This window comes from Pseudorhodoplanes sp. (genome assembly GCF_050250235.1).
Classification (GTDB): Bacteria; Pseudomonadota; Alphaproteobacteria; order Rhizobiales; family Xanthobacteraceae; genus Pseudorhodoplanes.
The window spans coordinates 45250-60654 of record NZ_JBFWPA010000034.1 but is presented as its reverse complement, the minus strand read 5'-3'; the positions used below and the strand labels follow the sequence as shown (position 1 = coordinate 60654).

General features: G+C 63.3%; 11 protein-coding genes. 6 read left to right on the top strand and 5 right to left on the bottom strand.

What is annotated here, in order from left to right:
- Positions 1 to 64: 64 nt before the first annotated feature.
- From AB7F49_RS16695 to AB7F49_RS16685, 3 genes are read right to left on the bottom strand one after another with little or no spacing between them, the layout of a single operon-like run.
- Positions 65 to 1210 carry a hypothetical protein gene (locus AB7F49_RS16695; RefSeq protein ID WP_428524277.1) on the bottom strand — a complete coding sequence of 382 codons (1146 nt, stop codon included), beginning with the start codon at positions 1208 to 1210 and terminating at the stop codon, positions 65 to 67.
- 15 nt (positions 1211 to 1225) lie between these two features.
- The gene (locus AB7F49_RS16690) at positions 1226 to 2740 is read right to left on the bottom strand and encodes a malonate--CoA ligase (RefSeq protein ID WP_428524279.1); all 1515 of its coding nucleotides are present in this window, start codon (positions 2738 to 2740) and stop codon (positions 1226 to 1228) included.
- A 4-nt stretch (positions 2741 to 2744) separates the two neighbouring features.
- Positions 2745 to 4109: a malonyl-CoA decarboxylase gene (locus AB7F49_RS16685; RefSeq protein WP_428524275.1), complete on the bottom strand. Its 1365-nt coding sequence runs from the start codon at positions 4107 to 4109 to the stop codon at positions 2745 to 2747.
- 155 nt (positions 4110 to 4264) lie between these two features.
- Here AB7F49_RS16685 and AB7F49_RS16680 point away from each other — a divergent pair, with 155 nt between their 5' ends.
- The 4 genes from AB7F49_RS16680 (at position 4265) to AB7F49_RS16665 (ending at position 10022) form a co-directional block, all read left to right on the top strand.
- Entirely contained in the window at positions 4265 to 6319 is a 2055-nt protein-coding gene (locus tag AB7F49_RS16680) for a dipeptide ABC transporter ATP-binding protein (protein WP_428524274.1), read from the top strand.
- Positions 6320 to 6411: 92 nt separating this feature from the next.
- Complete coding sequence (locus AB7F49_RS16675; protein ID WP_428524272.1) at positions 6412 to 8025, top strand: ABC transporter substrate-binding protein; 1614 nt, start codon at positions 6412 to 6414, stop codon at positions 8023 to 8025.
- Between the two features lie 144 nt (positions 8026 to 8169).
- Positions 8170 to 9123 carry an ABC transporter permease gene (locus AB7F49_RS16670; protein WP_428524270.1) on the top strand — a complete coding sequence of 318 codons (954 nt, stop codon included), beginning with the start codon at positions 8170 to 8172 and terminating at the stop codon, positions 9121 to 9123.
- A 5-nt stretch (positions 9124 to 9128) separates the two neighbouring features.
- Complete coding sequence (locus AB7F49_RS16665) at positions 9129 to 10022, top strand: ABC transporter permease (protein WP_428524268.1); 894 nt, start codon at positions 9129 to 9131, stop codon at positions 10020 to 10022.
- A 14-nt stretch (positions 10023 to 10036) separates the two neighbouring features.
- Here AB7F49_RS16665 and AB7F49_RS16660 read toward each other — a convergent pair whose 3' ends face one another.
- Together AB7F49_RS16660 and AB7F49_RS16655 are read right to left on the bottom strand one after the other, a co-directional pair.
- Entirely contained in the window at positions 10037 to 12172 is a 2136-nt protein-coding gene (locus tag AB7F49_RS16660; protein ID WP_428524266.1) for a DUF294 nucleotidyltransferase-like domain-containing protein, read from the bottom strand.
- Between the two features lie 25 nt (positions 12173 to 12197).
- Complete coding sequence (locus AB7F49_RS16655; protein WP_428524264.1) at positions 12198 to 12812, bottom strand: hypothetical protein; 615 nt, start codon at positions 12810 to 12812, stop codon at positions 12198 to 12200.
- A 145-nt stretch (positions 12813 to 12957) separates the two neighbouring features.
- Between AB7F49_RS16655 and AB7F49_RS16650 the strand changes: the two genes are divergently transcribed.
- Complete coding sequence (locus AB7F49_RS16650) at positions 12958 to 13401, top strand: DUF4212 domain-containing protein (protein WP_428524262.1); 444 nt, start codon at positions 12958 to 12960, stop codon at positions 13399 to 13401.
- Positions 13402 to 13415: 14 nt separating this feature from the next.
- Positions 13416 to 15389, top strand: a complete 1974-nt coding sequence (locus AB7F49_RS16645) for a sodium:solute symporter family protein (RefSeq protein WP_428524260.1) — start codon at positions 13416 to 13418, stop codon at positions 15387 to 15389.
- Positions 15390 to 15405 lie beyond the last annotated feature (16 nt).

Genomic DNA, 15405 nt, shown 5'->3' with positions numbered 1-15405 from the left:
CACGGTGGCTGACATGGATGATTCGTGCGAGCCCCCCGCACGCGCGCCGGAGCGACCGACCCGACTAGTCCATCAGACGCGCAAGGTCCCTGGCGCCTTCGGACGCGCTCCTTTTGTCCATGACGGCGTCGGTTTCCGCGATCAGTTTCTCGACCACTCGGGTGCGGACGGCGATCGGATTGCGCTCATAACCGAGACGCTGGAAGAAGTTCGACGTCGGCACCTGTGCACGCATCTCCGGCGACAGTGACAGCATGTCGAAGCCGTTGCCGTCGCCCGTCAGATTCATCATTTCGAGTTCGGCTGCGGTCAGCTGCTCGATGCCCTTGATCTTCGCGTACCGAACGGAGTCCAGCAGCTTCTGGGTCTGAAGCAGCGGCCCGATGTCGATATCCAGGTTGAGAGCGTGCAGCGCCAGTCCCTTTGGGGTGCGCGCCAGCCTGACGTGATCGCTCCATCGCTCCGGGACGGTCCTGCTGAATGCCACCATCCGCCTCAGCGTTTCGATCTTGCGCTCCAGTGTCTTGCGCGGCTCTCCGGACAACTCGGCCGCGCGACCCTGCAGCACCTTCACGAAACGGTCCCCCTTGCCGGCGAGCAGACTCGTCGTGTTTGCGGTCAGAAGCTGGTTATAGCCAAGCGCGGTCGAAATCGGACGCGCATTGGGCCGCTGAAAGATCAGCCCCGCCTGCGCGTCGAACCGGCCGTTGCCGCCGGTTTCGAAACTGTAGATGCGCACCACCTGGTCGCGCGTGATGCCGGCGGCAGTCGCGACTGCGACATAGGCCTGCTTGAAGTCGATCTCGTTCGCCTGCTCGGGCTCAAATCCGAAATGTTCTCTCGCATTATGCAGAAAGTCGGCCACCACCGGCAATTCAAGCTTGTCTTCCGGCTGATCCTCCTGTCGGACGGACGGATCGCGCGGACAGGGCGGCCCGGAATAGACCGGGGGCTGTTCGAGCACGTAATCGGCGAGCGTTACGGACTCGCCGGCACGCCGTTTTGCGAAGCGGGCCTTGCGCTTTTCACCGACACGCGACCAATACGGAACCGCGACCGCCTCGTGTTTCGCGCGCGCCTCGCTGCAGACCTTGATGTTCTTGCGGTATTCCGCCATTGCCTCGGGTGTGGGCTTGGCGGGCTTGTCCTGCGCGATCGCGCCGTGGACGGAAAACGCTGCGATTCCTACTCCGAGAAGCAGATGGCGCATCCAGTCTTCGTCTCCTCAGGTGTAGAGTTTGGCGTTGCGCTCCCGCAAGACGTTCTTCTGCACCTTGCCCATGGTGTTGCGCGGCAGGTCGTCGACGAAAATCACGCGCTTGGGCAACTTGAACCTGGCGAGCCGTCCTTCGAGATTCGCAATCAATGCCTTCTCGTCGGCGATTGAGTCCTTTTTCAGGACCACCACGGCGGTAACACCTTCCCCGAAATCCGGATGAGGGCAGCCGATCACCGCTGATTCGACCACATCCGGCAAGGCGTCGATTTCGCTCTCGACCTCCTTCGGATAAACGTTGAACCCGCCGGTAATGATCAGGTCCTTGGCACGCCCAACGATATGCACATAGCCGCGCTCATCGATCTTGCCGACATCGCCCGTGATGAAGAAGCCGTCGGGGCGGAACTCCGCACTGGTTTTTTCCGGCATCCGCCAATATCCCGGAAACACGTTCGGTCCCCGCACTTCGATCACGCCGATCTCGCCCTGCGGCAAGACCGCCCCGCTCTCCGGCTCTGCAATGCGTACATCCACGCCCGGAAGCGGGAAACCGACGGTACCAGCGATGCGGTCTCCGTCATAGGGATTCGAGGTGTTCATGTTGGTCTCGGTCATGCCGTAGCGCTCAAGAATGGCGTGACCGGTCTTCAGACGAAACTCGTCATGCGTTTCCGCCAGCAGCGGCGCGGAGCCCGATGTGAACAGCCGCATATGCGCACAGGCCTCCCTGGTGAGGCCGGGATGCCTGAGAAGCCGCGTGTAGAAGGTCGGCACGCCCATCATCGTGGTCGCCCCAGGCAGATGCCGCATCACCTCGTCGGCATCGAATTTCGGCAGGAAGATCATCGCCCCGCCCGCAAGCATCACGGTATTGCCGGCCACGAACAGGCCATGCGTGTGATAGATCGGCAACGCGTGCAGCAGGATGTCGTTTTCGGTGAAGCGCCAGTATTCCCTCAGCGTCTCCGCATTGGAGGACAGATTGCGGTGCGTCAGCATCGCCCCCTTGGAACGGCCGGTGGTGCCGGAGGTGTACAGGATCGCTGCGAGATCGTCGTCATCCCGCGGCACATCGGCAAAATCCCTGGGTGCTTTCATGGCGACGTCGATCAGGCTGCCCTGCCCGTTCGCGTCCAGCGTTTCCACCGACGCAACGCCGCGCGCCTTCGCGATATCTGCAACGCCGCCGCGCTTGCCCGGATCGCAGACCACGAGCCTGGGCTCGGCGTCTCCGATGAAATAGTCCAGTTCGGCGAGCGTATAGGCCGTGTTGAGCGGCAGATAGACCGCGCCGGCGCGAAGCGTCGCAAGATAGAGCAGGAAATTCTCGACGGTCTTTTCCACCTGGGCTGCGACCCGGTCGCCCGGCTCGACGCCCGCCAGCACCAGCGCATTTGCAAGCTGTCCCGTTCGATCGAGCATGTCGCCATAAGACAGCGTCGTGCCGTCGCCCCTGATGATGAAAGGACGCGCCGGCGTGGCGATACGCGAACGGATCGTTTCGAACAGATTCATGATGATGAACTTAGGCCTTGTTTGAAACCGGAATGAGATCGCCGGCCGGGCCCGGACGCGCAAGCTTCTTCACCGCATTGGCGGCCACCACCGTGCGATTCTCCGCATAGGCCTCGTGATTCTTTTCGATGTCGTCGAGATCGTACAGGTAATTGACCATGATGCCGTAAGCCTGTTTCAGACCGTTCTCGGAATTGTCGGCGAGAAAATGAATTTTCTCCAGCCGAGCCCCATTGCCGAGATGGAAGCGCGCGACGGCATCGGCCGGCAGCCCCCGGGCATTGCGTGCATGCAGCAGATACCAGGCCGCCGCCCGCCGCAACGGCTCCTCGACAAGTTCGCGGGTCTCATCCGACCGCCACCAGTCTACGCCATCGAGGCGAGACAATGCGTCGATGTCCTCCTGCGTGAGCGCGCGCGAGGAGCCGGATTGACGCTCGCGCTTCAGCCAGCTTGCAAAGCCAGGGACCGGCGACAGCGTCACGAAGGTCTTGAGACGCGGATTGATTTTCGAAATCTCCTCGACCACCTGCTTGATCAGAAAATTGCCGAACGACACGCCCGCAAGACCGCGCTGGCAATTGGAGATCGAGTAGAAAGCCGCGGTATCGACCTCGCCGGCATCGAGCGGCTCGCGGATTTCCGCGAGTATCGGCTCGATCGCGCCGGGGATGCCTTCGGTCAAGGCGACCTCGACGAAGATCAGCGGCTCGTCGTTGAGCGCGGGATGAAAAAAGGCAAAGCAGCAGCGATCGTCCGGATCAATCCGCCGCCGCAGGTCGTCCCAGCTGTCTATCTTGTGGACGGCCTCGTGCCTGATGATCTTTTCCAGAATGTTGGCCGGCGTCGACCAGTCGATGTCCCGCAGCACCAGAAAGCCGCGGTTGAACCAGGACGAAAACAGATGCACGAAATCGGCGTCGACCACGGCCAGATCCCCGCGATGCGCCATCGCGTCGAGCAATTGCTCGCGCATGCGGACCAGCGCGGCGGTGCCACCCGGTGCGAGGTTGAGCCGGCGAAACAGCTCCTGCCGCCGCGGCTCGGCGGCCTGGTGGACCTCGGCCGCGGTGGTGTCGTTCGGGTTGGCCTGCCAGGCCGCGATGGCCTTTTCCATCCGCGCCTGGTCGGGGCCGAATTGCTGCGCCAGCGCTTCGAAGAAGGCCGTACGCGGGCCGATGGTCAGGGCCGCGTACCGGTTGAGGATTTCCCGCGCCAACGCGACCCCGGAGGCCTCGCCGCGTCCGGACAGCAGATCCTCGCAAAGGACGACGAAATCGGCCGAACGCGTCACAGCATTTGTGCGCCGCGTCAGCAGCTTTCTTCCACGATCTGAAATGGTTTGCAGCAAGTCGCCGAAAAAAGCGCCGTTCATCGCAAGGTCCGAAATTTTCCGCAGGTTCTGCGGCGATTTCCCGCAGGTTGCCCCGGCTCATAGCAGATTGCCGGCGATTCCGGGGACGCTTTTCGAGGTAGTCGTCAATTCCTCGATCAGCTATAGGCTGTTATTGGGATAATAATAAATAATCGGTGGGTACCATCGAACAGCGGGTGGAAACGCGGGACCAGGGGGGCGTCGTAGCCGCATCGTCCCTGCTCGAGGTCGACGACCTCCACGTCCAGTTCCTGACCTCGCGCGGCATCGTCCGGGCGGTGGAAGGTCTGTCGTTTCACATCGACCCCGGCGAGGTGGTGGCGATCGTTGGCGAGTCCGGGTCGGGCAAGTCGGTCTCCGCGCTGTCGATCATGCGGCTTCTGCCGAGATTGACGGGGCGCATCCCGAAAGGGCGCGTGACGTTCGAGGGCCGCAACCTGCTCGACCTCTCCGAGGAGGAGATGCGCGAAATCCGCGGCCGCGACATCTCGATGATCTTCCAGGAGCCGATGACCTCGCTCAATCCGATCCTGACCATCGGGTTGCAGATCACCGAGCCGTTGCGCATCCATCTCGGAATGAGCGCAAGCGAGGCGCGCGCACGCGCAGCTGAGCTGCTGGGGCTGGTCGGCATTCCCGATCCGGAGCGGCGACTCGAACAATATCCGCATCAATTCTCCGGCGGCATGCGCCAGCGCGTCATGATCGCGATCGGGCTTGCCTGTAATCCGAAGCTGATCATCGCCGACGAGCCCACGACCGCCCTCGACGTGACGATCCAGGCGCAGATTCTCGAACTGATGAAGGATCTGTCGCGCAAGCTGAACATCGCGCTGATCGTCATCACCCACAATCTCGGTGTGGTGGCGCGCTATGCCGACCGAGTCATCGTGATGTATGCCTCGCGCCTGGTCGAGGAAGGCGACGCCGACGACGTGTTCCACCGCCCGCGTCATCCCTATTCGATGGGGCTGCTGCGCTCGGTGCCGCGGCTCGACCGGCCACGCGGCGCCAAGCTCGAAACCATCGAAGGGCTGCCCCCGAACGCCGCCGCTCCGCCGCCCGGATGCCGTTTCGCGCCCCGTTGTCCGTTCCGGATCGATATCTGCGAAACCGAACCCGAACTCCTGCGCACCGATACCGGCGGGTTGTCGCGCTGTCACCGCATCGCGGAGATCGCCGAAGGGAGACTAAACTGGTCGGCGGCGACCGCCGGCACGCAGGCGACCGAAGCCAAGTCCGGCCAGCCGCTGCTCTCGGTTCGCAACCTTACGAAGCATTTCGAAGTGCGAGGCGGATTTCGCGGCGCGAGCGGTACGGTTCGCGCGGTGCAGGATGTCTCGTTCGATATCTATCCGGGCGAGACGCTGGGGCTGGTCGGCGAATCCGGCTGCGGCAAGACCACCGTCGGGCGGCTGATCCTGCGGCTCGAAGACAAGACCAGCGGCGAGTTGCGGTTCGAGGGATTGGACCTGTCGGCCGCAAGCGCGGCCGACATGAAGGCGGTGCGCCGCAAAATCCAGGTCATCTTCCAGGACCCCTATTCGTCGCTAAACCCGCGCATGACAGTCGGCCAGATCATCGGCGAGCCTCTGCACGTCTACAAGCTTGTGCCGGACCGCAAAGAAGAGCAGTCGCGCATCGCGCAGTTGCTGGAACAGGTCGGCCTGCGACCGGAAATGTCGGCGCGCTATCCGCATCAATTGTCCGGCGGGCAGCGGCAGCGCGTCGGCATTGCACGCGCGCTTGCCATGGAGCCGTCCTTCATCGTCTGCGACGAGGCGGTCTCGGCACTCGACGTGTCGATTCAGGGGCAGATCATCAATCTGCTCGAAGAGCTGCAGAGCCGGCTCGGTCTGGCCTATCTCTTCATCGCCCACGATCTCGCGGTGGTCCGGCACATTTCGATGCGGGTGGTGGTGATGTATTTCGGCCGCGTCATGGAGGTCGCCGACCGTGACACGATCTATCGCGAGCCGCTGCATCCCTACACCAGGGTGCTGCTGGATGCGGCGCCGATTCCCGACCCCACGGTAGAGAAGGGCCGGGAACCACGGCTGATCAAGGGCGAATTGCCGTCACACTTGTCGCCGCCCTCGGGTTGCGTGTTCAATACCCGCTGCCCGATGGCAAGCGACGAATGCCGGCAGGTGGTGCCGCCGCTCGAGGAAAAGCGGCCCGGCCATTTCGCGGCCTGCATCAAGGTGTGACGGCAACGGAGACCGCGAACAGAACGACGCTGACGACAAGTGGGACGACACGTGACGAACGGCAAGAATGCCGACGCAAGGGAGGAAAAAGGATGAAAATCTCGAGACGTGCTGCATTGAAAGGGACCGCCGGCGCACTCGCGCTCGGCATGGGCGGGCTGAATTTCGATTTCACCCGCGCCTACGCCCAGGCCGACAAGGTCAAGCGCGGCGGCAACCTGAATTTCGCGATCAGCGCGGAAGCGCCGCATTACGATCCGCATGCCAGCGACACCTATGCGACGCTGCATCTCGTGGCGCCGTTCTATTCGACGCTGTTGCGCTACAATCTCGAGAAATTCCCCGAAATCGAGGGCGACCTTGTCGAGTCCTGGCAGGTTGCGCCCGACCAGATGAGCTACACCTTCAAGCTCAAGCCGAACGTCAAGTTCCAGGACGGCACCACGCTCACCTCCGCCGACATCAAGGCAACCTACGATCGCCTCCGCAACCCGCCGAAGGGCGTGGTTTCGAACCGGCGTGCGACCTTTGCCGACATCGACACGATCGAAACGCCGGATCCCCTCACGGTCGTGTTCAAGATGAAGGAATCCAACTCCTCCATGCTCGATCACTTCGCGAGCCCGTGGAACGTGGTTTATTCGGCCAAAGACCTTGCCGAGAACCCGGCGCTCCCGCGTACCAAGATCAACGGCACCGGGCCCTTCACCTTTGTCGAGCACGTCAAGGGCAGCCATGTCTCCGGCAAGAAGAACGAGAACTACTTCAAGAAAGACCTGCCCTATCTCGACACCTATCGCGGCATTTTCACGCTGCAGGCGGCGGCGATGCTCAACGCCCTGCAAGGCGGGCAGGTGCTCGGTGAATTCCGCGGCGTTTCGCCGGCGGAACGCGATCGGCTGGTCGCGGCCATGGGCGACAAGCTGCGCGTCGAGGAATCGAGCTGGACGCTCAATCTGCTGGTCGCGTTCAACGTCGAGAAGCCGCCGTTCGACGACGTGCGTGTCCGCCGCGCCTTGCTGATGGCAATCGACCGCTGGGGCGGCAGCAAAGGATTGTCGCGGATTTCCACGCTGCGCTCGGTCGGCGGCGTGGTCCGGCCCGGCTCCCCGATGGCGACACCGGAGGCTGAACTGGTGAAACTGCCGGGCTTCTCCAAGGACATCAACAAGTCCCGCGAAGAAGCGCGCAAACTGCTCAAGGAGGCGGGCCAGGAAAACCTCAAATTCGTGCTCTGGAACCGCAACCTCGCGATGCCCTACACCCCGGCCGGCATTTTCCTGGTCGATCAGTGGCGGCAGATCGGCGTCACCGCCGAACACAAGCAGTCCGACACCGCGCCGTATATCGCGGCGATGAACAGCGGAAACTACGAGGTGGCGGTCGACTTCTCCAACCTCTTCAACGACGATCCGACGCTGTCGATGACCAAGTTCCTGTCCCGCGACAAGAACCCGCTCAACATGTCGCGCTCCAACGATCCGGAGATCGACAAGCTCTACGAGATGCAATTGCGCGAGCGCGACCCGCAAAAGCGCAAGGCCCACATTCAGGCGCTGGAGAAGCGGCTGTTCGAGCAGGCCTACCAGCAGCCGCTGTTCTGGTGGCATCGGATCGTGCTGACGCACAAGAACCTGATGGGGTGGCAGATGTCGCCCAGCCACAATCTCGGCGCCCAACTCGAAGGCGTGTGGCTGGATACCTAGACCCTTGCGGCTCGGACACCCTCTCCCTTGCGGGAGAGGGTGGTTCCGAGCCAAGCGAGGAGCCGGGTGAGGGGTTCTTTCGTGTTCGCAACCCCTCACCCGCTCACGCCGCGCGCTCGCCACCCGACACGGAAAATTCGACCGATGCTCCGCTACACCGTCAACCGCGTGCTGATGATGATCCCGACCCTGATCGGGGTCGCGGTGCTCGTGTTCTTCATGTTGCGGGTGGTGCCGGGCGACATCGTGGAGGTGAAGCTTCGCGGCGATGGCGGCAACGTCACGCAGGAAGTGGTGGAGGCGGAGCGCAAGCGTCTCGGGCTCGACCGGCCATTGCTCACCCAGTTCGGCGAGTGGATGGTCAATATGGCGAAGGGCGACCTCGGCATCTCGATGTGGACCGAGCGGCCGGTGATGGAGGAGATATCGCTTCGCCTCGAACTGTCGCTTCAGGTGGCGCTGATGGCGACCATCATCGCGGTCCTGCTTGCCATACCGATGGGCACCCTGGCGGCGTTGTTCCGCGACACATGGGTCGACTACACGGTCAGAATTCTCACGATCGGCGGCCTGTCAATTCCGTCGTTCTGGTTCGGCATGCTGATCATGCTGAGCCTGCTGGCCTTCTTCAACTGGCTGCCGCCGATCACCTTCACGCCGTTCTATGTCGACCCCTGGGCCAATTTCACACAGCTGATCTGGCCGGCGATGGCGGTCGGCTACCGCTATTGCGCCGTGGTGGCGCGGATGATCCGTTCGTCGCTGCTCGAAGTCCTGAACGAGGACTATATCCGCACGGCGCGCGCCAAGGGCGTTTACGAGAAGCTGGTGATCTCGCGGCATGCGCTGCGCAATGCGCTGCTGCCCGCCATTACCGTCATCGGGCTGGAATTCACCTTCCTGATCGGCGGCCTCGTGGTCACCGAGCAGGTGTTCAATCTCAACGGCATCGGCCAGTTGTTCGTGCAGAGCGTAGCGCGCAACGATTTCATGCTGATCCAGGGCATGGTGATGCTGATCGCCGCATTCTACGTGTTCGTGAACCTGATCGTCGACCTGCTCTATGCGGTGTTCGACCCGCGCATCCGCTACGGATAAAGACCATGGCCGTCGTCACACTCGATACCCAGCCGGCAGCTCGAAAGCCACGCGGCGCGATCGCCGAATTCGTGGTCCAGCAGCCGCTCGGCGCGGTCAGTTTCGTCATCATCGTCGTCATGATGTTCGCCGGCATTTTCTCGCCGCTGGTGGCGCCCTACGATCCACTGGCGATCGACTTCGCGTCGATTCTGGCGGCGCCGTCCTGGGAGCATTGGTGCGGCACCGACGCCTATGGCCGCGATATCTGCTCGCGCCTGATCTACGGCTCGCGCACGGCGCTTGTCATCGGCTTCACCTCGTCCTTCGTCGGCTCGACCATCGGCGCCGTTCTCGGTGTGGCGTCAGCCTATTTCGGCGGGCGCATCGACAACATCATCCAGCGCGTGATGGACATCCTGCTGGCCTTTCCGCTGATCGTACTGGCGCTGGTCGTGGTCGCGGCGTTGCGCCGCTTCGTGATCGGCGGGGTCGACGTCAACCTGATCTTCGCGATTGCGATCCCGATCATCCCGCGGGTGGCACGCGTCGTGCGCGCCGCCGCGCTTTCGGTGCGGGTCATGCCCTATGTCGATGCCGCGCGCGCGGCGGGCTATTCGAACGGACGCATCATCTTCCGGCACATGGCGCCGAACGTGGTCGCGCCCTACCTCATCATGCTGACCGCCTTCATCGCGCAAGCGATCCTTGCCGAAGCCTCGCTCTCGTTCCTCGGGCTCGGCGTGGCCGAGCCGACCGCCGCCTGGGGGCTGATGCTGTCGGGCAATGCCGCCGATTTCTATCGGGAGGCGCCGTGGATGATCCTGTTCCCCGGCGCTGCGATCTCGCTTGCGGTGTTCGCCTTCAACCTGTTCGGTGATTCGCTGCGGGATTTCCTCGATCCGCGCTTCAAGGTCTAGCGCAGACCGGCAAGTCAGTGCCGGAACAGCAATTCGCGCGTGAGCGCGTCCAGATGACGGACCGCCTGCAGCGCCGATTGCAGCCGCTCCCGCTCGCGGCCCGTCAGCGCCTTGACTGCGACGGTATTGGTCGCGGGACGACCCTGCTCGATGTCATCGAGCTGCTGCGACAGGATCAGTTCGAGGAACGTCGCCTGCGCCTCGATCAGCGCATCGATATCGGCGTCACCGCCGATGTCGAGCGCACGCACGCCGGCAAGGCGAGCCGGCGTCGCGCGCTCGAGCACATGATGCTGGATGGCCAGCACACGCGCCGTCGACACGATTCCGAACAATCCCGCCCGCTTCAGGTCGATCCGCCCCTTCTTCGTACGAATGCGGCCGAATAGCCCCAGCCCGCGCTCCACCTGCCCGGCCGCGTCGGCGAGCAGCTTGGCAAAGCCGCTCTGTCCCTTTGCCGCATCGAATGCGGCCCGCCACAGCGCATCGGCAAGCCCGAGCTGGCCGTACACGCCGCGCATGTCGAAGAAGATGTCTACCGAAAGAAGGTCTTGCGGCCGAGAGCGCGTGATCCATTCCGCGATCCGCGATTGCCAGGTCGCAACCGACCCGCGCCATTGCGCATTGCTGGCCATCACGCCGCCCTTGCAATAGGGCACGCCGACTTCGTCCAAAATGTCGGCGACGTGCTTGCCAAGGCGCGCGAACCATTTGTCCTCGGCGCCGTCTGGCTCCCCGTCCGCAAACACGATCGCGTTGTCCTGATCCATCGCCAGCAGGCTCTCGCCGCGACCGGCCGAGCCGAGCACGGTGACGACGTAAGGACACGGCGGATCGCCGTCGCCCGCTTCCACCATGCGCCGTTCGGCGATCACCGCGGCCTGACGGGTCAGCGCGCCGAGTTCGCGCGAAATGATCGCTGCGACATCGCGTGCGGACAGGCCTTCGGTCAGCAGCGAAGCCGACACATGCGGCAACTTTGCCCAGGCGGCGCCGAGCGCAGGCACGGTGTCGGCCTCGTCGATCTCGTCGCCAAGCGAGACTGCCTCCTCCGCACGCAGCCGCAGCAGATCGCGTGCCGACACGGCCCCGGTCAGGAACCCGCTTTCGTCGATGACGCCGAGGTGTCGGATCTTGAGCCGGCTCATGCGGCCGATCGCACGATAGACAAAGGCGTCCGACGCAATCGTCCGCAACGGCCGGCTCATGAATTGCTCGATCCCGAGCTTGAGCGCGCCCTCGCCCTCGATCGCCAGCGCCCGCAAGATATCGCGTTCGGTGATGATGCCCGCGGCGAAGGCGGGAAGCCGCTCGCGCGCGACGCCAGGCGGCGCTACGTAGAGCGAGGAGATGCGGCCTCGGATCAGTTCGCTCAAGGCCTCGCCCAGCGTGCGGTCCGAAGCAATGACCTTCGGTGGCGTCGACATCACATCGCGAATGCGATGACGATACGGGTAGCTGTCGATCCGGTCGAGCATCCGCGCTGCGCTGTCGCGATCGACGATTGCATCGGGCGTAACCCAGCCCGCACGAAATTGACGGTCGAGCGCGTTGGTCAATGTGCGGCAGGCCTGTGCTGCTTCCGCATAAGTGCGGATTCCGCTGTCGCGCAGTTTCGGCAGCAGTGCGCGAAACACTTCCGCCGTGGTGATCGCATCGCCAAGCGCGGAATGGCGTTTGCCGACGGTCACGCCAAGCCAGGCGGCGAGTTCCTCCAGCGAATTGCCGGCGCGTCGCGGATCGACGAGCTGGGCGAGATGCTGGGTGTCGAGCGCACGCGGCGCCTCCCAGGAAACGCCCGCCCGCCGGCATTCCTGCTGCAGGATCGCAAGATCGAAACCAAGCGTGTGGCCGATCACGACGGCACTCCCGATATAGTCCCGAAAAGCCGGCCACATCGAGCCGAACGCAGGCGCCGTCGCGACCTTTTCGTTGTCGATGCCATGCACCGCGGTGGAGAAGGCCGGAATGGGTTCGCGCGGATTGACGTAGCTCTGAAACGCACGCTTTTCGGCGATCTGCCCGGCGACGATGCGTACCGCCGCCGCCTCGATCACCCGCGCCTTGCGCGGATCGAGACCGGTCGTCTCGGTATCGATGACCACCGCGTCGAGCGAGATCAGCGGCGTGGCGTTGGTAACGGCGGCCATGCAAATGTCCGGTGCTGGTGCGGAACTATATCGCGCTCTGCAATTGCGTCACCATTTCGCCGGCGTCCATGCGGTTCAGAAGCTCCTCCTGGACCTTGATGAGGTGGAGCTGCATGAAACTGCGCGCGGTTGGAGCATCCGGGGTGAGGAACGGCTTGTCGAAGGGCATCAGCGAAAAATAGCGCTCGGCGAAGGGCACCGGAATATCGATGATGCGCTTGGGCGGATGCGTCGAAAGCCGCTCCAGATGCAGGACGAGATCGGCCCGTCCGGCGGTCCATTCCTCGTCGGTGAGTTCGGGGGGACGCGGATAGCGATCGTGGACGGACAGGATCAGCCGGATCAGCGGATCGAGCTCGCCGCGGCGGTCGCCGGGGGCCTGTGGCGCCAGCACGGTCTCGACCGTCTCGCCGACCATGGCAAGGCCGAGCGGAAATGCCCGCCAGCGGGAGCGGTTGAGCGAGGCCTGGAATCCGGGATCGGCCAGCATGACTTTCGAGAAATGTCCGGACCGGGCGCGTGTGTAGTCGAAGATGCCCTTCTGCACGAGAAACGCCGCCTGCTCGTCGATAAAGTCGGCGAGCTCCTGCGGCGTGCGGATCGCCGGTTTGCGACGCCGCAAGAAATCAAAGAGCCCCATTCACTCACCTCGATCGCACGATCTTCGCTGCATTGCAGTCATCATCTCGCATTTGCGAAACAGGGTGTGCGACCAAAGACTAGCAAGTCCAAGGGGCAAAAGCCCAATTTTGGCCGAAAGTCTTATAAGGCCCGCAAGCCGGTCGATGTTAATTTTTCGTTACGTTCTGCAAGCGCGGCGACAAGATCGCGTCACAGACAGCGGCAATGGGGAGGGGCCGCACGCCGCCGGGGTTTACCGGCTCTCCCCGCACATACACGCCGGGTGCGCGCGCGTCCGGCTACTCAAGAGGGAGGGCATCCGACCCATGTCACAGCAGACAACAAATTCCACCACGTCTGCCAATGACGAGGCTCATTGGAAAAAGACGACCAACCTGATGTGGATCCATCTGGGGATCTGGTTCTTCTTCGGCTTCTTTATCCACTTCTTCGCGCCGCAGTTGAACAAGATCGTCATCGCCGGTTTTCCGCTCGGCTTCTACATGGCCGCGCAAGGCTCGCTGATCGCGTTCGTGGTCCAGCTCTTCGTGTTTGCGAAGCAGCAGGACAACATCGACCGCGAATTCGGCGTGGCTGAAGACGACTGAGGGAGAAAACAACAATGGCTACTCCTGCTCAAACGTCAGGCGCCGACGACTTCATCAAAAATCTCGGCAAGATTTACGGGCTCTATGCGGGCGGCTTCCTCGCCTTCGTGGTGTTCCTCGCGATTCTCGAACAGGTCGGCGTTCCCAACAAGATCCTCGGCTATCTGTTCGTGTTCTTCACCATCGCGGTCTACGCGATCATCGGCGTGCTCTCGCGCACGGCGCAGGTCTCCGAATATTACGTCGCGGGCCGGCGCGTCCCGGCCTTCTATAACGGCATGGCGACCGGCGCGGACTGGATGTCGGCGGCCTCGTTCGTCGGCATGGCCGGCACGCTGTTCCTGCTCGGCTATGACGGCCTGGCCTGGGTACTTGGCTGGACCGGCGGCTATGTGCTCGTCTCGGTGCTGGTCGGCCCGTATCTGCGCAAGTTCGGCGCCTATACGGTTCCGGACTTCATGTCGTTCCGGTTCGGCGGCAACTTCGCCCGCTTCCTCGCGGTGATCGTGCTGGTCTGCTGCTCCTTCACCTATGTGACGGCGCAGATTTTCGGCACCGGCATCATCGCCTCCCGCTTCCTGGGCATGCCGTTCGAGGTTGCGGTGTTCGTCGGCCTGGTCGGCATCCTGCTGTGCTCGATGCTGGGCGGCATGCGCGCGGTGACCTGGACGCAGATCGCCCAGTACATCGTGCTGATCGTCGCTTACCTCACTCCGATCATCATCCTGTCCACCAAGAAGTACGGCATTCCGATCCCGGAACTGACCTACGGTCAGGCCATCGCGGACATCACGGCCCGCGAGGGACAGATGTTGAAGGACGGCCTGGCGACCGCGGCCAATCTCAAGCCGCATATCCAGCCCTGGACCACCTACACGCCGCTCAACTTCTTCGCCATCATCCTTTGCATGATGGTGGGCACGGCGTCTCTGCCGCACATCCTGATGCGCTACTTCACCACTCCTTCGGTGCGTGAAGCCCGCCAGTCGGTGGCGTGGTCGCTGTTCTTCATCTTCCTCCTGTACTTCTCGGCGCCGGCCTATGCGGCGTTCTCGAAGCTGGAGGTCTATACCAACATCATCGGGCGCAACGTGGCGGACATCCGGCCCTGGATGTTCACATGGGGCGAACTCGGCCTGATCCAGGTCTGCGGCAAGAACGCCGCCAGCCTGCAGGCCGTGATCGATGCGTGTAAGGCTGCCGGCACCGAAGTCGTTCGCCTGCAGGACTTCGTGATCAATACCGACGTGATCGTGCTGTCGACTCCGGAAATCGCGGGTCTGCCGTACGTGATCTCCGGCCTGGTCGCCGCCGGCGGTCTCGCCGCCGCGCTCTCGACCGCGGACGGACTTCTGCTCGCCATCGCCAACGCGCTGTCGCACGACATCTACTACAAGATGATCGATCCGAACGCGCCGACGGTGAAGCGGCTGATGGTCGCCCGCATCCTGCTGCTGATCGTGGCCGTCGCGGCCGCGGCAACAGCGTCCACCAGACCAGGCGACATCCTGGCGATGGTGGGCTGGGCGTTCTCGCTGGCGATGGCCGGCAACTTCCCGGCGCTCATCATGGGCATCTGGTGGAAACGGGCCACGACTGCGGGCGCCATTGCCGGCATCATCGGCGGCTTCGGCATCGCCATCTTCTACCTCGTCTGCACCCGCTACTTCCCGGGCTATGGCGTGGCGTATTTCGGGATGTCGTCCCTGACCAACCCGGCCGGTGCTCCGCTGATTGCGGACATGGCCAAGGCGATGGCGGCTCCGAATGCGATGGACACCTGGGTTACCCTGGCGCATCCGCTGGCCAGCAAGGTCGGCTGGTTCGGGATCACCAACATCGCAGCGGGCCTGATCGGGATGCCGGTCGGCTTTGCGCTGATCTATGTGGTGAGCCTGATGACCAAGGAGCCGTCGAAGGAACTGCAGGCCTTCGTGGACGAAATCCGCAAGCCGCGCGGTCGCACGGTGCTGCAAGAGAAGGACTGAGCCTCTTCAAGAAGGC